Annotated in this window: 17 protein-coding genes; all 17 read right to left on the bottom strand. The window is 49.7% G+C overall.

The genetic code is table 11. The features are described from left to right. Positions 1 to 26 precede the first annotated feature (26 nt). Positions 27 to 2,249: a helix-turn-helix domain-containing protein gene (locus KJW29_RS34815; RefSeq protein WP_214628088.1), complete on the bottom strand. Its 2,223-nt coding sequence runs from the start codon at positions 2,247 to 2,249 to the stop codon at positions 27 to 29. Positions 2,250 to 2,329: 80 nt separating this feature from the next. Further along, positions 2,330 to 3,931 carry an extracellular solute-binding protein gene (locus tag KJW29_RS34810; RefSeq protein WP_214628087.1) on the bottom strand — a complete coding sequence of 534 codons (1,602 nt, stop codon included), beginning with the start codon at positions 3,929 to 3,931 and terminating at the stop codon, positions 2,330 to 2,332. 92 nt (positions 3,932 to 4,023) lie between these two features. Continuing rightward, the gene (locus KJW29_RS34805; RefSeq protein WP_214628086.1) at positions 4,024 to 8,064 is read right to left on the bottom strand and encodes a hypothetical protein; all 4,041 of its coding nucleotides are present in this window, start codon (positions 8,062 to 8,064) and stop codon (positions 4,024 to 4,026) included. Positions 8,065 to 8,119: 55 nt separating this feature from the next. Next, positions 8,120 to 9,001 (bottom strand): carbohydrate ABC transporter permease, encoded by an 882-nt coding sequence (locus tag KJW29_RS34800; protein WP_214628085.1) that lies wholly within the window; start codon positions 8,999 to 9,001, stop codon positions 8,120 to 8,122. Between the two features lie 10 nt (positions 9,002 to 9,011). Beyond that, positions 9,012 to 9,968: an ABC transporter permease gene (locus KJW29_RS34795; RefSeq protein WP_214628084.1), complete on the bottom strand. Its 957-nt coding sequence runs from the start codon at positions 9,966 to 9,968 to the stop codon at positions 9,012 to 9,014. Beyond that, positions 9,952 to 11,592: a family 20 glycosylhydrolase gene (locus KJW29_RS34790; RefSeq protein ID WP_214628083.1), complete on the bottom strand. Its 1,641-nt coding sequence runs from the start codon at positions 11,590 to 11,592 to the stop codon at positions 9,952 to 9,954. Before KJW29_RS34790 ends, KJW29_RS34795 begins: the two co-directional genes overlap by 17 nt. Before the next feature lie 266 nt (positions 11,593 to 11,858). Next, complete coding sequence (locus tag KJW29_RS34785) at positions 11,859 to 13,925, bottom strand: alpha/beta hydrolase (RefSeq protein WP_214628082.1); 2,067 nt, start codon at positions 13,923 to 13,925, stop codon at positions 11,859 to 11,861. Next, a complete protein-coding gene (locus KJW29_RS34780; protein ID WP_214628081.1) occupies positions 13,922 to 15,517 on the bottom strand; it encodes an extracellular solute-binding protein in 1,596 nt (531 codons plus the stop codon). Before KJW29_RS34780 ends, KJW29_RS34785 begins: the two co-directional genes overlap by 4 nt. Before the next feature lie 124 nt (positions 15,518 to 15,641). Further along, positions 15,642 to 16,526: a carbohydrate ABC transporter permease gene (locus KJW29_RS34775; RefSeq protein WP_087569616.1), complete on the bottom strand. Its 885-nt coding sequence runs from the start codon at positions 16,524 to 16,526 to the stop codon at positions 15,642 to 15,644. A 12-nt stretch (positions 16,527 to 16,538) separates the two neighbouring features. Continuing rightward, a complete protein-coding gene (locus KJW29_RS34770; RefSeq protein WP_214628080.1) occupies positions 16,539 to 17,480 on the bottom strand; it encodes an ABC transporter permease in 942 nt (313 codons plus the stop codon). A gap of 172 nt (positions 17,481 to 17,652) precedes the next feature. Next, a complete protein-coding gene (locus KJW29_RS34765; RefSeq protein ID WP_214628079.1) occupies positions 17,653 to 19,767 on the bottom strand; it encodes a helix-turn-helix domain-containing protein in 2,115 nt (704 codons plus the stop codon). Positions 19,768 to 19,798: 31 nt separating this feature from the next. After that, a complete protein-coding gene (gene menC / locus KJW29_RS34760; protein WP_214628078.1) occupies positions 19,799 to 20,905 on the bottom strand; it encodes an o-succinylbenzoate synthase in 1,107 nt (368 codons plus the stop codon). Further along, on the bottom strand, positions 20,902 to 22,071 hold the full coding sequence (locus KJW29_RS34755; RefSeq protein WP_214628077.1) for an amidohydrolase: 1,170 nt from the start codon (positions 22,069 to 22,071) through the stop codon (positions 20,902 to 20,904). The genes menC and KJW29_RS34755 overlap by 4 nt, the downstream gene beginning before the upstream one ends. A gap of 3 nt (positions 22,072 to 22,074) precedes the next feature. Further along, positions 22,075 to 22,866, bottom strand: a complete 792-nt coding sequence (locus KJW29_RS34750; RefSeq protein ID WP_214628076.1) for a GNAT family N-acetyltransferase — start codon at positions 22,864 to 22,866, stop codon at positions 22,075 to 22,077. A gap of 49 nt (positions 22,867 to 22,915) precedes the next feature. Beyond that, positions 22,916 to 23,794 carry a MurR/RpiR family transcriptional regulator gene (locus tag KJW29_RS34745; protein WP_214628075.1) on the bottom strand — a complete coding sequence of 293 codons (879 nt, stop codon included), beginning with the start codon at positions 23,792 to 23,794 and terminating at the stop codon, positions 22,916 to 22,918. A gap of 125 nt (positions 23,795 to 23,919) precedes the next feature. Continuing rightward, positions 23,920 to 24,579 carry an L-rhamnose mutarotase gene (locus KJW29_RS34740; protein WP_214628074.1) on the bottom strand — a complete coding sequence of 220 codons (660 nt, stop codon included), beginning with the start codon at positions 24,577 to 24,579 and terminating at the stop codon, positions 23,920 to 23,922. Between the two features lie 14 nt (positions 24,580 to 24,593). Then, positions 24,594 to 25,436: an amidohydrolase family protein gene (locus tag KJW29_RS34735; protein ID WP_214628073.1), complete on the bottom strand. Its 843-nt coding sequence runs from the start codon at positions 25,434 to 25,436 to the stop codon at positions 24,594 to 24,596.

Below are 25,436 nucleotides of genomic sequence, written 5' to 3'. Positions count from 1 at the left end.
ACTCCCGCTCCCTCATCCCTATTCCCTTATTCACATTTACTAGCTTTGTAATAATTCCTGAATTCCTGAGGCGTCATTTGCAGCTTCTGCTTGAATCTACGAATGAAGCTGGATACATCCTTATATCCAACAAGCTCGACAATATCTTGCACGGGCAACATCGTTGTTCTGAGCAGCTCTTTGGCTTTATTTATCCGCAGTTCTTTCACTTGATCCATAATCGTATTACCGGTATCTTCCTTGTACATTCGACTAATATAAGATACGGAATATCCCAAATCCCGCGCTATGCTTTGAATATTCAAATTGTAATCATCATAATGCTGCTGGATGTAGGCATCTATGCGGTCCGTTCCCATCATTCGCTCAAGGTGTACACCGCCAGCCTGTATAGTATCGCAAGCCATCTGGCAAACATTCACGGCTTCCTCCAACAGTCGATCAATAGAGTTGAAGTTAGCATAAGCAATGACATCAGGAAACATATGCGTATTCGTAAAATTAATATGGCTGTAGCGCTGTCTAAGAAACAATAAGATCGAATTGATTACTTCAATACAATTCGATTTAGCCTCGAATAACGAATCGCTTTTCCCCTTTATCTCGGACACGATCAATCCAATTGACTTCATAGCTTGCTCAATAGCGCCACGCTCGAAATGAACGATTAGATTTTCTATCGGTTCTGATAAATCGTAGCTTTTCTTAGACAATTTAGGATCTAACTCCGAAAAAAGAAGGACCTTGCCGCTTCCATAAATAAATTTATGCTGCATCGCAGTGAAAGCCTCATAGTAGGAAGGAGCGAACTGAGTCAACTCACTCACTGCATTACCTACTCCAATCGTAACCTCTTGTTCCAAATGCTTAGCCATAGCTTGCAGCAAACTTATTAGCTCTTCCTTCGGTATACGATTATCATCCATCCCAATAATTAACGTTAATTCGGCCTCCGTCTGCATCTCCATAATCTGATAGCCTTGCTGCTCCAGCTCTTGGTATATCCCTAATGCATCCATGCCTGTTTGAAGCTTAACTTGTGCATGAATGACAGCAACAAAGTAGAAGGGTTGATGCATCGATAAACCGACAAAGCTTCCCGAACGATTAAACTCTTCTTTACTTGTAATTCTTCCCTGCAGCAGACATAACAGCAAATGCTGGCGAGCATAAGGAGTATTGAGAAGGCTTTGCTGCCTCCAAGTGCCCGCGGCCGATAGAGCATTTTCAATCGTCTGAAAGCCGTACTCTTCCTTCTTCCCTCCGAAATGCTCTTCTATATTTGCTAGAATTCGCCTTATGGGATGATAATTAAAGCGCATACTGAAATAAATGCCAATAATGCCTAGCAATATAATAATTAAATAGGATAACAGCGCAATAAATTTGATGCCATTTACTTCTGCGAAAAGCTCTTTCTCCGGTGTCGAGACTGCATAGATAAAACCTGTTTGCTTGGAATGAATATAGGTGACATATACCATTTCGCCTGCATCATTTTTTCGAATCACTTGTTTGTTAGAAATATTCGATCGGAGCTCTGCTGCGATATTGGATGCCTCGGCAGAGGTTTCTGTGAAGATTCCTGTAATAATTGTCCCGTCCTGATCTATAATATACGCTTGATTCCCTTTATAAAGCAGTATAGGCTGCAACAGATCTTGGATCGTTTGCTCTTTAATTAAATAAACAGCTGTTCCATTTGGTTTAAATGCTGTAATGGGTATAGGCCTTAAATAAGTAATGAATCTTTCTCCATTTATGAGCTCCGCTTTACGCAATACCGGATGAATGGAAGTATTCATCGTATTCTTCAGATCATCAGCATCCCAATCCTCATACTTGTAAACCTGATTGAATACCTCTAACGAATAAGTGCTGCTGGATGAATAGAAGTATTCTTTGTCCCGATCGTAGAGCAGCACTTCGTTCAGAAAGGTATTACTTAGTCGATAATTCATTACATGACGCATGGAATAATAATAAAAATAATCACGATATTTGTTTAATGAAACCAAGGGGTTGGTTGATAAATCGGTTGCGATATTGGCCATTTCCAAAAACTTAGTATCAATGACTTCTCCCACTTGCTTGATCATTTGCTCGTAAGTCGACAAGGATTGCTCCTTCACAGTTGCAATCATACTATTGTAAATAACTACGCTTGTTATCAACGTAGGAATGAGCAATATAATAGCGTATGAGATTAAGTATTGCATACTAATGGAAAGTCGCAGCCGATTTTTCATTAAATCATATGCCCCCTTGTCTATAATAGGCAGCGCAGGACTTGAATTGGTGCACCGCGCCGCCTAATATACGAATATATTTATTTCAATTGATACTTGCTATGAATGTCCAGAAATTTATCTACACCCAGTTTCTTAAGCTGGTCTAAGTGGGTCTGCCATTTATCATCTGTTACCCCATTAATAACAAAATCGGCGAATATCGTACTGATGTAATTAGACAGGTCGTCGAAATCTTCGAGCGCCTCGTAGTCTTCTGCATCATATACTAATACGGAATTTAATGGCTCATATTTAAGTAATGGCTCTTTCAACACATAAGCGGCAAGTTCTTCCGTCTCGCGAGGTGTAATAAAAATGTTATTCCGGTAATTATCAGCTGGTATAATGTTCGGTGCATTGTATCCAGGAGCTATACTGGAATTGAATTCACTATTATCCATCCCGTCTGGCGACGGCATATCCTCGTATTTTCCATTATCCAATTTCTTTAAGCCAATTCCTACAGGACCCTCTTGAATTTCCAGACTCATCTCGAAGTCGTAGTGCGAGTCTATCCACTGCATCGTAACCTCAGGATTTTCATTAGCTGAAGTAATCATAAACGCTCCGATCCAAATACCTGCATTCTCCTTCTTCCAGCCAAACTCTCCACTCGGACCTTTTAAGCCTAGCAATGGAACATATTCATCTCCGTTTGTAAGAAAGCTATTGATAGGATAAGAAGCTACGCCAACCACCGGTTCTTCATATTGCAGTCTGGAGTAGTAAACTTGCGGTGTTTGAGTGAACATTTCATTATCCAGCAGTCCTTCGCTATACAAAGAGTGCATATATTCAGCATAATCGCGATAGGCTTGCTCCTGTGGAGCGTATATCAATTTATTATCCTTAATAAAGGTATGGTTGAAATTATCCATAATTCCAAATGAATTGGATAAAGAGAATCCGCCAAGCCAATGCGAATTGTACATAAAGGTCATTGGAATTTCATCTTGCTTGCCATTGCCATTCAAGTCTTTGCCTTTAAAGGCTTTCAATGCATTGTACAACTCGTCTGTAGTTGTCGGTATCGGCAGCCCCACTTGGTCCAACCATTTTTTATTAATCCACATTGTATCCGGCGCTTGATAGAACGGCGCGTCGACAGCTTTTGGAAGTGAATAAATATTACCATCGTAATGAGTAACCGCTGCTTTGTATTGCGGATAATCCTCAAACAATTTCTTCAAATTAGGAGCGTGTCGATCGATAAGATCATTAAGCGGCATAAGAATTCCTTGCTTCGCCCAAGAGCTTAAGCTGGCTCCGCCGACCATGGCGCCATAGATGGCATCAGGATAAGAACCGCCCGCAAACACGAGGTTCAATTTTTCCATAAGCGCAGACTCATCTGCAAGCGTCCAGTTTACATGAACATTGGTGCGTTCCTCTAGTCGCTTGAACAGTTCATACTCATTATAGTCTCTCACTTTAATAGATGCGCCTTTAAAAGCTAGAATATCTAATTCAACTTGTTCCTTCAGTGGGAAGGTAAAGTCGCCTTCATTTACAGCTTGTGTTGCTTCAGCAGGAGGATCGCTTTCCTTCTGCGTTGGTTCATTGTTGGATGAGCATGCTGCCAATAAAAGAGTTGATACGATAAACACCGACATTAAACTGGTCCACTTTTTCTTGTTCATTTTCATTCCCCTTCATTGATTAATTTATATCATGTTGGCGATGAGATAGGAATAACCAACCTCATCGCCAATCATCATACCTGCGAGCATCGTTATGGATAATGAATTTTCACGTTATCTGCAGCTGCATGTTGAATTTTCAATACAAGATAACCATTGACTGTGTCATAACTCCACCCTGTTGCAGCCGAATTTATGTCGGCTACCTCATTTAGCGTTGTGCCGTTTACTTTTATTTTGCTCGGCTTCTCGCGTTCGGACACAAGCGTGTAAGTCGTTTCCCCTGAAGGGTAGGTCAGATTAAACTTCACAAGCTTTACTGGATTGCCCGGTCCTTGGCTTTGAATATTTGCAAGCGATGCTATACGAGTTTTTACGCAAGAGCTTTGTCCATTGCCTTGGCAATTAGAGATAACAGTTGTGCTGAAATCAGGCTCAGGAGCCAGACCATCTATAGCTTGCTGGAGGAATACATTTTTAAGCAATGCCTCTGGATTAATCATGACATGAGCGGAACTTGCATTTTTCATCAAATTCCAGTTATCCGGATAACCACCTCGAGATTGTCCATTAACTTCAGAGGATTGGGTCATTTCTGCACTGGCTAATATCCCCTCGGCAATATCGCGCCAAGGCAAAGTTTGGTCATAACGAGACAACTCTAATAGCTCATATGAATATGCGAGTCCCGTCCACCATACCGGCGTGCCGAACCACGGGTTTGTATAAAGTGATGAGCCGTAAACAGATATGGTCGCATACGGTGTCATCGGACGGTCGGGCACTTCCCATAGGTAAATAAACGGCAAACCCGTGCGCGCCCATTTAATCGCTTTGTCGAGATGTTGCTGATCGTTAGTCCATTTATAGGCCTCCAAATAAGCTCCAACTGCTTTTGCCGATGCAAATATATCTGGTGTATGAACAGGAACTTCCCAAATTTGCGCTCCTCGAGGCACATCCCCCATGCTCTCGAGTGCTATGAGGCCGCTTAATCCCGTTTGCGCAGCAGTAACATCACCTGTCATATTTGCATATTGAAGCAATGTTTGCGCATATTCAGCTGTAACACCGAATACCGGCTCACCTTCAACGCCTAGCGGCGTGCCAGCAATTAACGGGCTGTTGCGCATACGCCATACACCGGACGAGTCAAGTTCCTGAATGATCGTTTGCATTCTATTTTCCAAGCCCTCAAACGCTTCATCCATATAGCCAAAATAAAATGGAGATTGAAATTGAGTAACATGTCCATCAGGTTTTCCAAGTTTTGTTTTATCCGGCATGTTGTTTAATACTTCATTTATGATAAGATCAGCATCGGCTCGTTTAGTCGGATCACTCATACCTAACAAGCGAAGCAGCACCAGATTTGAAGGATATTGTGATGAAGGCCACATTAAACCATCGACATGTCTCCATCCCTTCTCATCAGGCACCCAATACGTATCCAGATAAGCATCCAGCCCTAGATCAACTTGGTTTGCAAAATTATGGCCTGCAGGCGCATCCGGCCATTCATGTTTATCACGATAAATATCGATCGCATCAAGAATGCTTGATGAGGTTGAAGCGGCGATCGAAGCTTGCAGCGTCAACGGACTATTCTCAACTAACGGATAGGCTTCGTATGCAAGCTCCTCATTTTCGTTTATCCATGTCGGAACAGACAATGCCGATAGCCCCATAACATGATTATTTTGACTTTCTACCCAATTGGGCGAAGCAAACCTGGCGGAAGGAAGCGAGTTTGTACCATCCCATAATTGGTTAGGATCCCACATAAGACTAATCAGATTGCCACCGCTTTTAACAGCCATAAGCGGAATTGTAATCTTGTAAGGATGAGGCACATATCGGTTTGAATGTGGAAGAAAGGAATCTAGTTGACTTGATGAAAACTCATCATCAACAAGCCATTCCAGTCCCGGAAACAGTGCCTCTTCTTTGACAGTCCCAAAGCTATTTTGACCTACCGTCAATACTGGACCTGATAAATTTAATAAATCAGCCGCGCTATTTGCCGTTACTTGCTGATTAACATCTATCCAGGTGTCATCCTCACTAAGTTCGAATGAGAAACTGTGCTGCCACTGTCGTCCAGAAGAGTCTGTATTCATCCCGCTCATCGTCAAAATTGCTTTTCCTGATTGGACTTGCGCATCTGCGTTTGTGGGGTAAAAACCTATAGCCTCTTTCACATCCGTTATTTGACGGACTACTGCATAAGCAAATGGTTGTACAGATCCCATCAAAACCCAGTCGTTATTCGACCACGTATAGATGGAATATTGACCGTATCCAAATGTATCCCGCGGGAATATCGCTCGAACTTTCTCATTTTGTATAACGGCATCGCCAGTTACAGGATCGATTGACGCCGTGACACTATTGGGCTGAACAGCATTGATAGCTGGCAATGGTCCAAGTACCGGCAACGGCAGTGATTGGCTATCTGTTAAATCGTAAGCATTCATTTTTAGAGTAATAGAATGACCGCCGGCAGTTACGCCTCTAACTTTCCAATTCAACGTTCTGTGACCGGCTAGCTCAATATCCCCAAGAGTTTCAATTGTATTTCCTTCTATTAATTGCAATCCGGCAGGGAGTTCGATCTCAACTTGCGTGTTGGGCAGAAGTTTCCCTCCGGCATTTTTTATTTCAGCTGTAATAACGACATCTTCCCCTTCTGTAATCGAAGGTTGTGATCGCTTCATAAGGAACTGATAATCGGTTGACTTCGGTACGAAATATATATAATCGATTGCCCAATCCGCGCCTACAAAGTCTCCGCCCTCTAGATCCAAACGAAGATCTGTAATATTACCGATCCACTGTTCATGTTGACCAACCGGCACGATATATTCATGGAATAACCCGTCTGCGATGATATCAAAGTCGAACCGTCGTTCCCCTGAAAATTCTGGCGCCTGCTCTGTTCCAAAAAATAAAGAAGCATTTAAAACTCCCTCGGTTGCCCGCATACGAATGGCCATCTCACCGTAACGTTCCCCGACAATCGCTTTCAAATCGCTAACGCTCATATATGGATCATCGCCGGCAACCTTCGTTCTCAACTCACCGTCGACAATAGTGAGCGGATCAAGAGAATGCTCGACTCGCCAGCCATGTGTATCATAATCAAAGTTCCAGTCGAAGCGCGCAGGTGGGGTTGTCGGGAAGCGCAAATAGTCTATTGTCCACTCCGTACCTGACAACTCCGAAATTTCTCCCTCCAAAACTAGACGAACATGTCCAATTTCATTGTTCCATGCCGGGTGTGACCACATATTAAAGGTATATTCATGAAATTGTCCGTCTGCAGTAATGGGTTGACGTATGACTCGATCCTCAGAGAAGTTAGGCGATGATGAGCCTGTATCGAAATATACCGCAATGCTTGATCCTGCAGTTGCACTCATCCGTAATTGAAGTAAAGGGGCTTGCTCTACATCCATTTCAAAGTAAGGAGACGTAATGTAGGGGTTGGCCCCCGTTACAGTTGTCGATATATCGTTCGATCCGATGACGAAGGGGTCAACATCATTGGCGGCAATCCATCCTTCACTTGTACCGTTAAACTCCGAACCGACTGTCACGAAACGAATATAATCCAGGCTCACATTAGCAGGAAAGCTATTCTCCGGCTCCAAATCCAATCTTACCTCCTGTATAATGCCCTCCCATAATGATTGATGGCCTACAGGAACCAGATATTCGTGATATTCGCCATCAGGTATAATACCGAATTTAATCGATTTTTGTTCGGACAATCCCGGCGACAGGTCAGTATCGTAATAAATAGTCATATGGTTGCCTTGATCCGACTTAACACGTAAAATCATCATCTGGGCGGGATTTGCCAATAAACCCAGAGTTGGTCCATGCCAATAAAAATCTGGACCATTCGAAGATAAATGAAGTGCGCCATTATTGACGGTTGCCGTTGCTATACGATGCCCTTGAGTCGCCCACCCCTGCAGATCGTCATCCGTATTAAATTCAAATGCCAGATTCGCAGCATTCGCCACGGCTACACGAGGTTGAACGGTCAGACTAATTGCCAGCATCGACATCAGAAGTAAAATGGTTACTAACTTTCTTGCTTTATTACCCGAATGACTAGACCACATTAACATTACCCCTTTGCTTTTTTTATATCATGTTGGAACAAGATGGGTTAATAAGTTAACCCTTCACTGAACCAATCATCATACCTTTCACAAAGTATCTTTGTAAGAATGGGTAAAGCACCAGCATCGGCACGCTTGCTACAATAATGACTCCGTATTTAATCAATTCCGCATATTCGGCCATTCCTTGCGCAGATGTAATGTTTCCGAGCATTTCACTATTTTGGTTTCTAACCAAAATTCTGCGTAAAATAATTTGCAGCGGCTGCAAATCTTCATTCGAAATATAGATCATCGCTTTAAAGTAGGTATTCCATTGACCAACTGCATTAAACAAGACGACAACGGCAATGATCGGCAGTGCTAGAGGTACTGCAATTTGAAAAAAAAATCTCGTATTATTGCATCCATCGACCATCGATGCTTCTAATAATTCGTCAGGAATGGATTGCTGAAAAAAAGTGCGCGCAATAATTAGAAGGAAGGCGGAAACCGCGCCGGGTATGACCATCGCCCATATCGTATCAAGCATCCCCAAACTTTTAACCAATATATAACTCGGAATTAATCCTCCTTGAAAGAAGCTTGTAAACAAGATAAACATCATAAGGTGTACTCGACCAACCAAGTCCTTGCGCGACAAAGCATAACCGCCGCTTATTGTAATAACGGTACTTATCGCTGCCCCTAACGCTGCATATATTAATGAGTTCTTATATCCTAACCAGATCACTCGTTCAGCGAATATAATTTCATAGCCTTTCCAGTTAAAATCTACAGGCCATAACCATACCCTTCCTGAGTTTGTTGCAGAAGGATCGCTGACTGACGCAATGAGAATGAAATACAGCGGATACATGACGAGCAAAATAATGAAAATAAATAGAGCTACATTAAAAACGTCAAACATACGATCAGAAACTGTTTTCCTCTTCATCCGGCACCTCCTACCACAAAGAATTCTGATTTAACCTGCGAGAGATCGTGTTCATTATTAGAAGCAACACAAAGTTAATAACCGAGTTAAAAAAACCAATTGCAGACGCGTAACTAAATTGCCCGCCCACAAGACCTTTTTGATATACATAGGTTTGTATAATTTCAGCAGAAGCAATATTTAGCGGATTCTGAAGCAAGTAAGCCTTTTCAAATCCTTGATTCATTAAATTGCCTACACTTAAAATAAATAAAATGGTTACAGTCGGCATAATGCCCGGCAAATCGATATGCCAGATTCTTCGTAATTTATTTGCTCCATCAACAACAGCCGCTTCATGCAGCTCCGGGCTTATGGAAGTTAATGTTGCCAAGTATATAACCATGCTCATACCTAAATTTTGCCAAACACCTGACCATACATAGATGGATTTAAACCACGCCGGTTCACCAAAAAAGTAAATCGCTGTCCCTCCTAGCCACTCTAAGAGGTGATTGATTAATCCGTCTCGCGGAGATAAGAACAAATACAGCATGCCTGCTAATACAACTGTAGAAATAAAATAGGGGGCATACGTAACGGTTTGCACAAATCTTTTGAATTTATTGCTCGTTAATTGATTCAACAGCAATGCCATAATAATGGCGATTGGAAACGTAGCTAACTCATATAAACTTAGAAAAACGGTGTTCCACAAAATATCCCAAAATAAATAGAAATCGAAAAAGCGTATAAAGTGCTTGAACCCTACCCATTCACTCCCGGAAAAGCCCTTGGTCACCATATAATCTTTAAAAGCAATCTGTAACCCATACATGGGTATGTACTCCATGACAATGAAGTAAACAAGAGTTGGCATCAGAAGTACATATAGCTCCCAATTTTTAATCATTTTGTTCCAGTTGCTTTTTCGACCTTTGCGTATCGATTGTTTCGTTTTTGAATTCTGATTAATGAACACGCTCATTGCCTATTCCTCCGCACTTATTGCTCATTAACGATCGAATGATCGAAATATATTCCATTGCCACATCTCTACCAGAAGCTTGTTGGTCAATTAATGACTGAAGGACTATTAACGTATGCTCAAGCTTTTCACTGTTTGGATTTGTATATGCCTGTTCCAATCCATCCTTTGTTCGAGGCAGCAAAATGCAGCCAAAAGCTTCGAATACATCAAACTCTGAAGGGGTATTAAGACCAAGCACAGCTTTGGTAATGGCCCGGCTATACTCCATTGTCGGGTTCAAGTCCGTATAACCCCAAAGTTTATCGCCAAACATATAAATTGCGCTTGGTAGCGTATACGCATAATGTTCGTTAGGCCCCCATGCGCACATTTCTCCTCCAATAACTCCGTGCTTCATTTCATCGGAGGTCTCTGGTCGTGCTTTTGGATGCCAGGTGCGTATATTTTCCTCCTTCATATAGAGATCCAAATAAGTTTCAGGATAATCTGAATTTACGACATGGAACCCTTCCTCCAGAAATCTTTGCATGCTGCATCCTTGGACGGGGCCTCTTCCCTCAGCTGCTACTCTCCAAAATTGAATTAAAATGTCCCGCGGAATATTAGGCGAGCTGGAGATATCTATCCCATCGTTCCACATCATCATTTTTTTTCCTAAACCAGTTACCGTTTCGTATATTCTTCTAATAAAGTAATAAAACTGCTCCCGTTTCCCATCCAGCCCCTCTCTTCGAGAAAGCTCCTGACAAGCTTCACAGTCATCCCAGGTCGGCCACAATCTGTCTTCTTGATGCACATCGCAAAATTCAAGCTCATCCGCTCCGATATGGATGCACTCGCCGGGAAAAATATCAGAAACTTCTTTGATTAAATTTGCCAGAATATCATAGGTTGTTTCATTCCCCACACACATCGCCCAGTTGCTCGGCGGATCATTATGTGTTTGGCATTTCAGTTCATTAAGCTTTTCCGTTATAAATAAGCCATGTGCGGGCATCTCAATCTCAGGGATGATATCTAAACTAAACAATTGCGCATACTCCACCACTTCCTTGAGCTGACACTTCGTATATTGTTGGATGGTCGTTTGGTTCAACTCCGGATAAACATCTGATTGAATGGAGTAATGTTCCGAGTCATGCAAATGAAGATGTAGTTTGTTATATTTTGCTTTTGCCATTTGTACAATAATCGATTTAATTTTTTTGAGGGGAATATATTCTCTCGCCAGATCAATCAGGATCCCTCTATAGTATCCATCAGGGTAATCGCTTACATGACATGCTGGAATAAAAAATCCAATGTCATCCCTTTCAATTAGCCCAACCAATGAAACGACAGCATTTCTTGCGCCTCGTTCATCCCCATAGATGAGTACTGCTTTTTCTTGAGAACACTCCATTCGGTACGCTTCATTCATTTTGAATTCCTCGCTTGAATGAACAAACTCAACGGAATAATTAAATCCAGAAGAAAAAACAACATCGATCTCTGTTGTTAATAAATTGAGCACCTGAAGAGCCTTCTTCCCGTAATCGTCACTTACGAGCACTTTCATTTCTTGCTTGAGATAAAGTCGATTCTCAGCATACTCTATAACCTTTGGTCTTGGTACGATCACAAAGTCTTCCCCCCCACACCTCATTTCGTTCTTGCTCCCAAGTCTATGGGGCCGGGGATTTGGATTCAACATGTCGTTTTTCTTCAAGTATGTCAAACGTGAACTTGGGCTGTTTTATGACCAACCCCGCATATAAATGTAAGTACTACATATGCGCGTGTTCAAAAAGTTCAGTTTTCAGCACCGAGATCCATCACAAATAATAAGAGACCTCCCAAAAGTTCTATTGAACTTAGGAAGGTCTCTTATTGGGATGTGATCAATTGCTACTCAGCCAGTATCGCTTGAACAAAAGCATCTCTGGCCTTGCTCTCCTCCAGGCCGGAGCAAATCCGCACATCCTCCGAATATAGCGCGCTCGCATGCGCCAGGTCTACAAACTCCCGGGCAGCGTTAAGCGGGTTGATAACCGTCTTGTCAACGCAAGGAGCGTTCCGCAGCAGGTCCTGCAGGTCAAAGTGCCGCAAAATATCCGGCACGACGACGCTTTGTTTCCAGGCAAACGGAAATTCCTCGGTCAGCGCCTGATAGTTTAGCAACGAGTCCCATAGTACCAGCTTGTGGAATGGGCCGATAAGCATGGATGTCAGCAGCGCCACCGTCGCTCCGAGCCCCTTGCCCGCAAGAACGAGTCGATTCGGGTCGACTTCCGGCAGCGAGCGCATGTAATGCCAAGCGTGCAGGGCATCCCGCACCCGCAGGCCCATGATCGATCGGCTTGCTGCGACGGAGAGATACGTCAGCGTCCGCTCGATGTCGCACCAGGGGGCTACATCATGCCAGGCCGGGCGGGGCGCAAGCTCCCCGAAGCCGCTGACGTCAATGCTGTACACCAGCGATTCTCCTAGCGCCGTCAGAGGGCCGAAGCTGCGGAAGCCGTCCCACTTGCCCCCCTCGTCGATCATCAGCACAGCCGGCAGCCGGCCGGACGCATCCGCCTTCGGGCCGACGCCAGTCGGTCTGGTCCTTCGCATAAACAGGCCCGGCACCTCGCTCACCGGCGTCGTTCGCAGGCTGACGGCGCGGAACTGGTAAGCGCCGGCGGGCTTCTGCTCCTGCACTCTGGCCCGCAAGCTCCAAGCTGCCGCGTCGGCCTCCCGAGGGAAGTCCGACTCCTCCAGCCCTAACGTTAGCCGCAGCCGCTCCCTTAGGTACGCCTGGCCGGCTTCTCCTTGCGGCACGGCACGGCTGCCCAAAAGCCGCCTGCCCTCGTCCCTGTTGATCGTATACATGTTGACCTCATTGGACGGATGACAATGCAGCAGCCCGGGCTCCTGGACCATCAGATCCTCGCGGCTCAGAGCGAGCGGCGGAGTCTCCGGCTTGAACACGCGGTTCATCCAGCTCACCACAACGTTAGCCATGTTGACCGAATAAGCGTGGCCGCAATCGTCCAGGAACAATCCCAGTTCGCTCTCTCGGCCATACAGTCGATAGATGTCCGCCGCGTCGTGATACAAACGCTGGGTGTTGCGGTAGTCGAACAGATCATCTTCCCGGCCGCCGACGATCAGGCACGGCTTCGGCGCTTGAAGCGCGATCAAATCCGTAAAATCGATGCCGTGCGCGATCAGTCCCGTACCTAACTGCTCAGGACAGCTCGTATACCAGTCCGTCAAATGCAAGGATTCATGCTCGTTTAGACAACAGACCGGCGCCAGAAAACGGACGCGCTCGTCGAGCAGCGAAGCGTAGATCGTTGTCGCGCCGCCGCCGGATACGCCTGTCATCGCCACGCCGCCCGAGCTGAAATCGATATCGTCGCGGGTTTCCAAATAATCGATGCAGCGGATCGCATCCAGAACAAAATGCGTGTTGCTCCAGATGCCCGTCAGGTAGCCGATCAGCCCGTTGGTAAAATGATTGTTTAGATGGCCGATCTCTCCGGCCACTCCCGGCGGGTCGAAAGAGATAGCCGCGTAGCCGTTGCGCGCGAAAATCTGCGCGGAAATCTGATAGCTTTCGCCCGTCTTGCAGCTGTGCCCCGTCGGGCAGACGACGCCCGGATAAGGGCCCGGCTGCGCGGGCAGATATACCGTTCCGTTGACCTCCCAGCCCGGATAGGACTCAAAGATGACGTTCTCCACCCGATAGTCGCCAAAGTGATGACGGCTTACTACCCGCGAAGCGATCGGCTCCCTGTCGTACATAAAGGAGGGGAACGCGGCTCTGATCGTATCCAGCAACGGTCGGCGCAAGCCCTCCCATTCTTCCTGGCTCGCGGCCCGACTTCTCGCGTTCGCAAGCTTCTTTAGCTGCTGCCGGCAGCGCTCCGCGATCTCCTCGCGGAGCTGCATATCGGCGGCGCAGCCCGTCTCATTTAATATATTCATTGCTGCAATGCGGCGTAACGATCGTTGACCGCCTTGGTCAGAGCCTCTCCTCCGGACGAATTCCACAGCTTCACGAAATCGTCGAAGCCTTGATCCAGATTAATCTCGCCGATAATAAACTTGATCAGGTGTTCGTCGCGAATCCGGTTCAAGTCCGGGTATTGGGACGTTTCCGGAACGATAAACGTAAGCAGGCTGCTGAATGCCGGAACCCCTTCCGTCGTCTGTTTCTTAAATGCGGCCTGCTCCTTCGACAGATCGAATTGCGACATGTAGCTGGACTTGGTGCCGAAGATGTTGTAATAGCTGCTTGCTCCGACCTTCGCTCCGCGCTCCGTCACGTTTACGTACTGTTCCTTGGGCGTCGGAACGCCGTCCACCAGGTCATAGTGCTCTCCCTCAACGCCAAAGTACGTCATTTTATAAACCTCTTCATCCGAAACCATCGCTTCCAAAATTTCGAACAGTTTATCCATTTTCTTTGGATCCTTCGCTACCTGCGCGCCCATGCCGACGAAGTTGTTTTTGACTCCCCATGAGAAGCCGGCGTTGTCTCCGTAAGGACCGACCAGCGGCTTGCCTACAACCAGCTCCGTATCCGGATTTTGTCCCTTGAATTCCGGTCCGATGGCGATCGAATAGCTGTTCCACATGCCTCTGTCGATAATGCCGGATCTTCTGTTGGCCAGATCCTGCCTGGTTTTGGCGTAATCCGTCGTCAGGAACTCCTTGTCGATAACGCCGTCCTTGTACCACTTATTCAGCACTTTAAGCGCTTCGCGAGTACGCTCGGTTACCATCGCATTGACCAGGCTGCCGTCTTCGGCTTTTAACCAGGCGCCGGGACTTGTTCCGTATGCCGAGTAGACGGAGTTGAACGCCAGCGTTGCGAGAGAGTCCTTGCCGCTGCCTGAATAACCTATCGTATCCGCTTTGCCGTTTTTGTCGGGATCGTTTTTCGCGAAGTAATAGACCACTTTCTCGAATTCCTCCAGCGTTTCCGGCGCTTTGTCGAAGCCGGCCGCCTTAAGCCAATCGCCGTTGTAAGCAGGCATGAACGGCGTAAGCCCTTCCAGCCAGTAGAGCGGAATCGCGAAGTTCTTGCCGTCTACGACAGCCAGGTCCCAGATGCTAGGATCCATCTCGTCGACGGAAGCCGCGTATTTAGGCATCTTCTCCCTGATGATATCGATCGGCAGCTCGGCCAGCAGACCCTGATTGGAGTAATCCAGTATTTCCCCTTGCGACCACAAGAAGAACAGATCGGGAACCTCTCCCGTTGCAAGACGAATGTTCAGATGCTCCGTCCAGCTGGTACGGTCTACGCGCATGTTCTCTATTTTTACGTTAAAACGTTCTTCCAAAAACTTCTGAACCGGCGTCTCGTCGCCTTCTGGCGGATCAAAGCTCAGCCAAAGCAGATTGATCGGCTCCTCTGCCTGCGCGGTTGGAGCGGACGAGGCCGTTCCCGACGGAGCGGAAGTCTCGCCACTGGTAGAAGGTTTGTTATTGCCCCCTCCCGTACACGCCGAGAGCAGCATAATGACAGCAAGCACTGCCGTTAGAACTTTCCATTTAACGTTCTTTTTCACACCTGTTTCCTCCCTTTTTATAAATCCTCATCTATGAAAAATTGCTGGCAGAACTCATTCAAAAAGTCCGGTTCTTCTTGAATAAGCATTTTAGCAAATTTTTCCGGTACTTGCATTTGCCTTGCTACTCCTTTAAGGAACCGATCATGACTCCCTTAACGAAATACTTTTGCAGGAACGGATAAACAATGATAATCGGCCCCGTAATGATCATAAGCACGGCGGCTTTGACCGTCTCCGGCGTCACGGTTTCCTGTCCCGGCTGCTGGGACATCAGCATTCTCAGCTCCATGTCCTGATTTTCCACGACCAGTCTGCGCAGATAGATCTGCAGCACGATTTTGGTTTGGTCCTGAATGTAGATCAGCGCCTGAAACCATTCGTTCCAGTAGCGGACCGCGGACCACAGCGTAATCGTCGCGATGATCGGCGCCGACAGCGGCAGCACGACGGAGAACAGAATGCGAATATCGTTGGCTCCGTCCATCCGGGCCGAATCCTCCAGCTCCTGGGGGATGCCGATAAAGAAGTTGCGCAAGATCAGAAGCGAGAATGTAACGAATAGGCTAGGGATAATGTAGACGAGCATGGAATCGTACAGTCCCAGACTTTTGATCAGCATATAGGACGGAATAAGGCCGCCGCTGAAAAACATCGTCATCACGATAAACAACGTGTAGAAACGGCGATCCGGCAAATATTTTTTGGACAAAGGATATGCGGCCATGACCATCACGACAACCGATAGCACCGTGCCGACAACCGTCCGGAATATCGTATTGCGGAAGCCGTACCAGATTTGCGTAGATGAAACCGCTTTCCGATATGCCTCCAAGGAAAATTCCTGAGGAAACAAATGGAGTCCCGGCCGAATCGCTTCCGACGGCGTGCTGAGCGAGATCGACAGCACATGGATGAAGGGATACACAAACAGAACGCTTAATCCGGCAATAAACATTACCGCGAACACTTGAAACCATTTTTCGCCGATCGTCATGCGTGAAAACATCGTATCGCCTCCTTAGAAAAGCCCTTCCTGGCCCGCTTTTTTAATGAAGTAATCGGTTCCCAAAACCAGGAGGAGAGCGATCACGTTTTTAAACAAGCCGACTGCCGTCGTCAAACTGTACTGCATTTGAGACAGACCGACCCTGAACACGTACGTATCCAGAATATCCGCAACTTCATATACGGCTGGATGATACAGATTCAATATCTGGTCGAAGCCCGCGTCCAAAATGCCGCTGATCTGAAAAATAAACATGATGCAGATGACAGGTAAAATGGAGGGCAGCGTAATATGCAGCGTTTGCTTCCAGCGGCCGGCTCCGTCGATGCTTGCCGCTTCGTACAGATTCGGATTGATCGACGCCAACGCAGCCAAATAGATAATCGTACCCCAGCCGACCTCTTTCCAAATACTCGTGGTCACCAAGGTGAATCTGAAGTAGTCGGGATCTCCCAGAAAGTAGATCGTATCGAGCCCGAGCATCGTAAGAATGTAGTTGACGATCCCCGTGCTTGGCGACAGAATCGTGCCGAACAGACCCGCAAGAATGACCCATGAGAGAAAATGCGGCAAATAGCTGATCGACTGCGTAACCCTTTTAAACACTTTTCCCCTGATCTCGTTAAAAATGAGCGCCAGAACGATAGCAGCGGGAAATCCGAATATGATGTGATACAGACTGATGACTACGGTATTGCGAAATACTCTCCAAAACTGGCTGGTCGAGGTAAACATAACCTCGAAGTGCTTAAATCCTACCCAGGGGCTTCCGTTTATCCCTTCCAATACGCGAAAATCCTTAAACGCCAGTTGCACGCCATACAGAGGAGCATATTGAAAAACCGAATACCAGATCAAAGCCGGGAGCAGCAAAATAAACAGGTACTTATGCTTTTTGTAGCGCTTCCATCTGCTTTCAGCCGTCAGCTTCCTGTTCCTTGTCAAGGATGCCATAGAGCAAGTCTCCATTTCTGTAAATTTTGTTGCCGCATTTCGTATGGCCTGCCCTCATTTTAGAAGCGAACCCCCTATCGAATCCAGTTCAGATTCATGTCATTTTGTATAATTTGAAGCATAAAAGCGGCTTTCCTCCCGGAAAGCCGCCAAATCATCCTGATATGGGTTGTTAGACGACCTCGGTCTGAACCGAGGCCGCCCGCGCAAGCTTGCGGTATTGGTTGGGCGTCACTTCGTATTTTGCCTTAAACTTCGTGCAAAAATATTGGACGTTGCTGTACCCGGCCCGTTCGGCGATCCGGGTCACCGATTCTTGGCCGTCCCTCAGCAACTCCGCCGCAAGCTCCAGACGAGCGCGGCTCAAATACTCGATAAACGGCATATGCAGCACTTCGGCAAACAGCTTGGAGATGTAGGAAGGAGAGAAAGATACCAGCTCGGCCACCCCATCCAACGAAATATCTTCATGCAAATGCTCATGAATATAACGCTGAATGACGTTGATCGTCTCGGCATGAGCGTGAGGAGCGTCGCTGCTCAGCCAGGCGATGATCTGCCTCACGTCGACCTTGATCCTCTCCAGCCCTTCTCCCAGCGTGCCTTCTTTAAGCGTCCGGGACATATCGGGAATTTCCAGCCGATCGGACAACCGATAATGAAGCGCCATGCGGCGCATGCACACGCTAAGCTGCATCAACGCCCATTCCGCCGTCTCGATGCCGCAGCCTCCGTCGATCAAAGTACGTTCGAACTCTTCCAAATATGTTGAAACCGCTTGCATATCTTGTGCGTGAATCCCCTTCTCGAAGCGTTCGAAGTTCATATCCTCCAGCGCATTGCGGCGAGCCTCGACCTCGTGAAAGCCGACAACGGCGGAAGGTCCGAACAGAAACTCGTATCTGGCCGCGTGCTTCGCCTCGCTAAACGATTCGGAAACAAGGGCGAGCCTATCCGTCGTTCGCCCGTACCCGGCGGAGAACCGGCAGACGCCGCATAACTCCTCTTGCAGCGATCGCAGCGTCTCCTTGACTGTCGCGTCCGTGTCCGGTTCATCCGGCTCCAGCACGAACAACACAACCAACTCCTCCCGAGAGACAGCCAAAGCGTCCCAGTGGAACGGTTTGTTGTGGAACTGATGGTCGAGCATCCCGAGGTCCAGCTCTCCGGAGCGCAGCCGGATATACGCCACGGCAAACTGCGACCGTTCCGCAAACGAATACGATCCGGCCTCCTCCGTATCTCCATGAACCAGCTTCAGCAGCCGCGTCTTCTCCAGACTGCGATGAAGCGTCTGAAGACTGCTCATCATTTTTTTAAGCGGCACGTATACTCGCCTGGACATAAGCAGCGAAATCGCCAGACCGGCGACGGCGGCTACTATGGAGGCGACAAACAAATTATGCTGCAGCTTCTTCGATTCGATCAGCAGCGAATCCAGCGGCCGAGCTACGTAAAACCCCCAGCCGAACCTGGACAGGCTGGCGGGAGAATGCGCCCATACCGTTGTTCGGCCCGCTTCTTCCCTCACGGTCACCGAAGCGGCCGTCCCCGCCAGCTCATTTGAGCCGTCAAATCCGGTCACCGCCTGTCCCGAGTTCGTCAGCAGCGTCTTGCCGTCCTCATCGACGATATAGAAACGTTCCTCTTCGGAGCTCAACATCCCGCCAAGCAGCCCGGTCACGTAATCGAGACTAACGTCCATATACAGATATCCCTTGGCATTGTCGTGCGAGGATCCGTAAGGCAGCGACTGCAAGTAGGTCATCACCCGTTCGCCCTCGCCGCCGTCGCGTATCGTCCAGCGATTTAGCGGGAATCGGCTCAGTTCGCCGAGAAACCCGGCATCCTTGGAATTTCCGGGTTTCTCGTAAATATACCGGGAATCGACGGTATAACCCGTTTTCAGAAAATGCACGGTAATATTGGACAATCCCTCTTGCGCCAGCTTGGCATTTTGAATGTCATTGTGCAGAACAAGAAACCGGTAACCCAGACTGCCGTTCGATTCGTCCAGCAGCAAGCCCAACCCGTCGTATTTCTGGAAAGCGGTGGAGACCACTTTATCCTGGAACAGCTCCTCGTAGCGCTTGAGCACGGTCGTCTCCAAATAATCGCGAACATGCTGAAGCCGGTACAGGCTGTCGCGTGATACCTCCTTGGCCACCAAAGCCTGAGAATTGGAAAACAAATAAAATCCGAAAGCGCCGATTACGATAACGGTCAATGTCGCAAAAATAATAAACGATTTAATGAGGTCTGTCTTATGATCGCCTTTGGAAAACATGCCGTTCGCCCCCTCGAATGGTATGTTGGCTTTACTTGAAGACTTCCCGATGAAGCGTATATTTGGCAAGACGCTCCAGATTGACGTTATAGCCGATGCCCGGGCCTTGCGGCACTTCGATCCGCCCTTCACGCATGATTACGGCAGGATCGACGATATCCTCTTCCCAATAATTCGACGAAGCTGCCGTATCTCCGGGCAAAGTGAAGTTGCTTAGCGCCGACAGCGCGATATTATGCGCCCGGCCGATGCCCGATTCGAACATGCCGCCGCACCATACCGGAATTTGCCGCTCCTCGCACAGGTCATGCAGCTTGATAGCTTCGGTCAGCCCTCCGACTCGGCCTGTCTTGATATTAATAATCCGGCAACTGCCCAGTTCGATCGCTTTGCGCGCGTCGTCGGCCGAATGGATGCTCTCGTCCAGACAGATCGGCGTACGCATCTGCCGCTGCAGCTCGCGATGGTCGACAAGATCGTCATGCGCCAGCGGTTGTTCGATCATCATCAGATTGTAATCGTCCAAACGCCGCAGATGATCCACATCGGCAAGCGTATAGGCCGAGTTGGCGTCCACCATCAGCGCAATATCGGGATACTTCCGACGCACGCCGTCGACGATATCGACATCCCAACCCGGCTTGATCTTGATCTTCATCCGCTTGTAGCCGGCTTGGAGCCGATGCTCGATCGTCTCCAGCAGTTGGTCCAGCGTGGCCATAATGCTGATGCTGACCCCGACCTCGATCGAGGTCTTTGTCGCGCCGATGGCCGTCGCAAGCGGCAGACCTTGCCGCTTGGCATACAGATCCCAGCAAGCGGTCTCGAGCGCCGCCTTGGCCATCCGGTTGCCGCGGATGGGAGCAAACCTCTCCGCCAACTCGGTCGGATGCCCGATCTCCGCCGCGCTTACCAAAGGAATCAGAAACTTCTCCAGAAGATGCCAGTTGCCCTTGAGCGTTTCTTCATTATAAGAAGGTTCGACGAAGGCGACCGATTCTCCCCAGCCGGATCTTCCTTCCGCATCCGTCACCTCCACGGCTATAAACTCCCGATCCTTTAAAGTGCCGAAGCTGGTCGTAAACGGGTTCAGCAAAGGCATGCTCATATGTCTTAACGTGACGCTCCTGATCTTCATCGCTGCCGTCTCTCCTCCAATATCTTAATCGCGGACATGGCCATAATCGCCGCGCCCTTGCGCATCGCTCCATGATCAAAGCTCATCTCCGGATGATGCAGCCCCGGCGCTAATCCGCAGCCGAGTCCAATCATCGTCGCCTGGAGCGACTTGCGTTCCATGGTGTAAAAATGAAAATCCTCCGCCCCCGGCGTGACGACGGGAGCGGCCAGACCCTTCTCGCCTAACGTCTCGACGATGGCTTCGCCGACAATGCGCTCCATTTCGGCATTCGGAGTAGCGGGCGCAGCCTTGATCGCCCCGTCGATCGTTACCTCGGCCCCGTCGGCCGCTCCGATCTCCGCCGCGATCTGCCGGACGCGCTCCATTAGCCGCTCCAGCTCTTCGGACGACGTGGCGCGGATATCGACCGAGAACTCCGCCTCATCCGGAATGACGTTGACGCTTTCGTTTGGCACTTTTGCCATCGTTACCTTGCAAGAGCCGCCGGCCTCCTGGTCCGCACGGATGGCTCGGACGGCCGTCACGATCGCGGCGAGCGTCTCAAGGGCGTTGATGCCGTCTTCGGGCCGGGCCGCATGGGCCTGCCGGCCGCGAATCCGACCGTGCACGTTCGCGACGCCGCCGTGGTAAATCCCGGCCGAAGCCTGCCCGTTTGCCAGCTCTTTTTGCGGCCGCAGATGGATGCCGAGCATGCAGTCCACGGTGTCCAGCTGGCACGACCGCAGCAGCGCCTTCGCCCCCTCCGCCGGTTCCTCGGCCGGCTGAAACACCGCCATAATCTCTCCGGCCGGCACCGTATATCCGATTTCCTTCAGACAACGGACGGCGGAGTATACCATCGTCATATGCGCATCGTGACCGCATGAGTGATTGGCTCGCCACTGTCCGCCCACCGGCTGCCAGAGCGCGTCCATATCGGCGCGCAGCGCGACGCTGCGGCCGCCGACCGGACCGCTCCAGACGCCGATGGCTCCGGTATGCCCGGCGAACGTCCGGACTTCCATGCCGATCTCGCCTAATCGCTCGCAAATGTAGGCGGTTGTACGATACTCCTGCCAGCCGATTTCCGCCAGCTCATGCAATTCCGCATACATCCGCTCGATTTCCCCGGCATGGTCGGCCATCCAACGCTTAATACGTTCGGTCCATTCGGAAGCGTTCAACGTCTAAGTCTCTCCTTCCAGCACGTAGTAGTCGACTTCCGCATCTCCGGGAAGCAGGCCGACGATGCGGTAGCCGCGGCCAAACGCCTCTTGGCACAGCTCGCGCAGCTGCCGCTTCCATGCGACGATCGTCTCCGGGCTGCGCTTCTTGATCTCCGCGGCGTCCCGAGGCACGGCCAGCAAATAACCTCCATGGACGGAATCCCACGCCGGCAGTCTGTTGCCCGGTTTCCCCGCCTTTTCGATCAGCTTGGCATAATCCGGCCAACGCGGATCCGATGCAGGCTCGCCCCGAACAGCCGCGCATGCCCGAGGGGACTCCAGCTCCCATCGGATGAGGAAACGATCGCTCGGGTCGCCTGCCTGATCGACGCCGTATACGGCCGGCATGTAGACGCCCACTGTTCCTCCGAGCTTGCACAAGTTCAGATAACCATTGCGAAGCTGGAACGGATCGTAGGTCCACGTAATCGCGGAATAACCGCGTTCGATCGCCCACAGCCGCTGCTCCTGCTTGAGCCGTGTCCCCGCCCCTTGATCGCGGTAATCGGGATGTACAACCATCATGTGCGAATGCAAATAAGGCTCCTTGCCGTCGTATGCCGCGAAGCCGTAGCAGAAACCGGCGGCTCTCTCTCCTTCGTAAGCGGCTATAACCGATCCGCCATGCTGCACGGCCGCCTTCATCTGGACGGCGGAAGTAAACATGTCCATCGGCCATGCGGTGCCTTGAAGCTCCGACAGCTGCCGCAGTTCGTCGAAATCCGTTACCGAGCGATACGCCAACCGCTCCATGATCCATTCCTCCAATCGCGGGCGCCGGCCTTGTGCCGGGCCCGAACCATCAATCGTTATCCAACGGATTTACAAAATAAAACGAGCGCTCCCCGATTGCCTGCTCCTGCGCAAGCCGCTGCTGCACCCGCTCGCGGTCGCGCACGGTCAAAAAGCCGGTCAGCGTGTTCAGCAGCGAGAAGACGGCCGGCATCCCCTGCAGCGTAACCGGCGGCTCGACCTCTACCTTCAGCAGTTGATCCGCCATCAACCCCAGCGGAGACAATTCGCGGTCGGTGATCGCCAAGATTTGGGCGGAGCGCCGCTTGGCCTCTTTCGCGAACTCATGCGTTTCCCGCATATACCGGGGAAATGAAAGCGCTATCACAAGCCAGCCGGGCTGCACCCTGGACAGCAAGGCGTTACCGTCCTCCATGCCGCCGTGATAGAGGACGACATTGCCGCGAAGAATATTTAGCGAGTACGTGAGCCAATGAGCCGGGGCAAACGAAGCCCGCAAGCCGATGACCGCAATGTGCGAGGCCGAGCGGATGCGTTCGACGGCTTGCTCCAGCGCCGCAGGACTTATCTCCGTCAGCGTCCGCTCCACGTTCGCCGCATTAAGACTCCTGCGATATGCGATGTAGGCCGCCGGGTCTTCCGGCTCGCCGGCGGCCGCCTCGCCCAAACTGCCGAACGGATTGGCGTTTTTGCGCTCTTGCACCAGCGCGTTCTGAATCTCCTTCTGAAGCATGCCGTAGCCGGTATAGCCAACCTCGACGCTAAAGCGGATCACGGTCGTCTCGCTCGTGTCGGTGCGGGCGCCTACTTCCTTGGCAGACAGGGTCGCGATCCGGCACGGGTCCTCCAGCAGGAACTTTGCGACTTTCCTCTGTCCTGCCGTCAAGCCGTCGAACATTTTGCGAATTTGATTGCGAATCGTCTCCATCCTATCTATCCCTTTTCCCGAAGTTTAGGCACCATATTATGGTCAGTTTCGAAGTTAACGCTTCATATCCACATTATAGACCGTTGCTCCGAGGATGACAATCATCTTTTTTCGGGCAAATGCGGTCAATCCAAACGCTCGTATTGGTAGATCAATTGCAATTCGCGCCACAACGCAGGCTCTGCCTCTTCGTCCTCTGCTTCCCACGGAATAAAGTGCGGCAACATGACGGCATGCCAATCTTGCGGGGTATGATTCGTCTTTAGGCGCGCTTCCCGCTTCGGATATTCCAGGGAAGCCGGAAGCTCGAAGTAGGAGAACAGCATATTTTCGTGCGCCCCGATCCTGTACGTCTGGTTAAATCCGGAGGGGCGCTCCTCCTGCATCTGATAGTGATAATAGACATAGCTGCTGTACATCTCCGGCTTTAACCGCGCCAGCGAACCGACGCGGCGCTCTACCTTCCGGCTGCCGCGCCAACTGTCCATGCTTGCGGGTTCTCCATCATGAAATACGTCCATCATCAGCGCAGCCGGCTTCGACTCCGGATAGCCGGGCCACATCTGCAGAAATTGCAAGGCCATATCGCGAGGAATGACGGACGGCTCCTCAGCCTCTTCCGTCTCGGCATAAATATAAAGTCCGCCCGCCCCGGCAAACCAGTGGCAGACGGACACTTTCCGGCTTTTCAGATGCGCGTCCAGCGCCGAAGCATGAACTTGCGCCCACGCTTCTCCGCGCGTCTGCTCATCCTTCCACAATGCACGGAACATCCATCGCTTCATTTTGCTCCCTCCCCTCAGTCCAGCTTGTATATCCTCTGCGCGTTACGGAATCGCACGGCGTCCCGCTCCTCCTCCGCGAGCCCGTCCGGCAGCAGCCGCTCGAACAACCGGACGACCTCCTCGTAGCTCCCGCCAAGCAGCGCAACGGGCCAATCGCTTCCGAACAGCAGCCGCTTCGAACCGAAAGTCTCGAACAAATGCGCCGCGTGTTTCGTCAGCTTCTCCGGGTGAAAGCCTTCGGCCAACGTGATCGTTCCCGATATTTTGCAGCTTACGTTCGGAAACGCGGCTATTTCGGATATTTGCCCCAGCCAAGGCTCCATCTCCCCTTCCTGCACGGCCGCCTTGCCCGGTCCACCCAGATGGTTAAGGACGATGGCCAGCTCCGGAGCAAGCGATGCATACGCCGTTAAATACGGCAAATCGCCGGGCTGAACGAGAATCTCCGCCACGTAACCGTCCACCTCCAGCAGCCGCATGGCTGCCAGAAGGCCCGGCTTAACAGGCGCGTCGGCCGATGCCGCATGAAAAAAAGTACCGTTCCATCGGAATCCGAGCAGCTTCCCGCGCCCCTTTACCCGTTCGTAATCGGATTGAAATCCGTCGTCAAGCGGATTCAGTCCGCTGATCACGCCGGCGATAAAATCATAACGCTCGGCCAGCTCAAGCATATATTCGGTTTCGGCCAGCGTTGCGGCGGCCTGGACAAGGATGACCTCATCCACTCGGTTCGCTTCGAGAAGCGGCCGCAGCATATCGGGCGAGAAATCCCGGTACAACGTCGCATTCTCCGGCTTGAGCCAGTGATAGTCCCCTCTGTCCAGCTTCCACAGATGCACATGCGTATCCGTATACAT

Origin of the sequence: Paenibacillus agaridevorans (assembly GCF_018604145.1) — a bacterium.
In the GTDB taxonomy this organism is placed as follows: Bacteria; Bacillota; Bacilli; order Paenibacillales; family Paenibacillaceae; genus Pristimantibacillus; species Pristimantibacillus agaridevorans.
The sequence above is the reverse complement of the archived record's forward strand: the minus strand, read 5'-3'. Positions and strand labels throughout refer to the sequence as shown.

Bases quoted from the DNA above. Each gene is read 5' to 3' on its own strand.
- KJW29_RS34815 (WP_214628088.1), bottom strand. From the start codon at position 2,249: ATGAAAAATCGGCTGCGACTTTCCATTAGTATGCAATACTTAATCTCA.
- KJW29_RS34810 (WP_214628087.1), bottom strand. From the start codon at position 3,931: ATGAACAAGAAAAAGTGGACCAGTTTAATGTCGGTGTTTATCGTATCA.
- KJW29_RS34805 (WP_214628086.1), bottom strand. From the start codon at position 8,064: ATGTGGTCTAGTCATTCGGGTAATAAAGCAAGAAAGTTAGTAACCATT.
- KJW29_RS34800 (WP_214628085.1), bottom strand. From the start codon at position 9,001: ATGAAGAGGAAAACAGTTTCTGATCGTATGTTTGACGTTTTTAATGTA.
- KJW29_RS34795 (WP_214628084.1), bottom strand. From the start codon at position 9,968: ATGAGCGTGTTCATTAATCAGAATTCAAAAACGAAACAATCGATACGC.
- KJW29_RS34785 (WP_214628082.1), bottom strand. From the start codon at position 13,925: ATGAATATATTAAATGAGACGGGCTGCGCCGCCGATATGCAGCTCCGC.
- KJW29_RS34775 (WP_087569616.1), bottom strand. From the start codon at position 16,526: ATGTTTTCACGCATGACGATCGGCGAAAAATGGTTTCAAGTGTTCGCG.
- KJW29_RS34770 (WP_214628080.1), bottom strand. From the start codon at position 17,480: ATGGCATCCTTGACAAGGAACAGGAAGCTGACGGCTGAAAGCAGATGG.
- KJW29_RS34765 (WP_214628079.1), bottom strand. From the start codon at position 19,767: ATGTTTTCCAAAGGCGATCATAAGACAGACCTCATTAAATCGTTTATT.
- menC (WP_214628078.1), bottom strand. From the start codon at position 20,905: ATGAAGATCAGGAGCGTCACGTTAAGACATATGAGCATGCCTTTGCTG.
- KJW29_RS34750 (WP_214628076.1), bottom strand. From the start codon at position 22,866: ATGGAGCGGTTGGCGTATCGCTCGGTAACGGATTTCGACGAACTGCGG.
- KJW29_RS34745 (WP_214628075.1), bottom strand. From the start codon at position 23,794: ATGGAGACGATTCGCAATCAAATTCGCAAAATGTTCGACGGCTTGACG.
- KJW29_RS34740 (WP_214628074.1), bottom strand. From the start codon at position 24,579: ATGAAGCGATGGATGTTCCGTGCATTGTGGAAGGATGAGCAGACGCGC.
- KJW29_RS34735 (WP_214628073.1), bottom strand. From the start codon at position 25,436: ATGTATACGGATACGCATGTGCATCTGTGGAAGCTGGACAGAGGGGAC.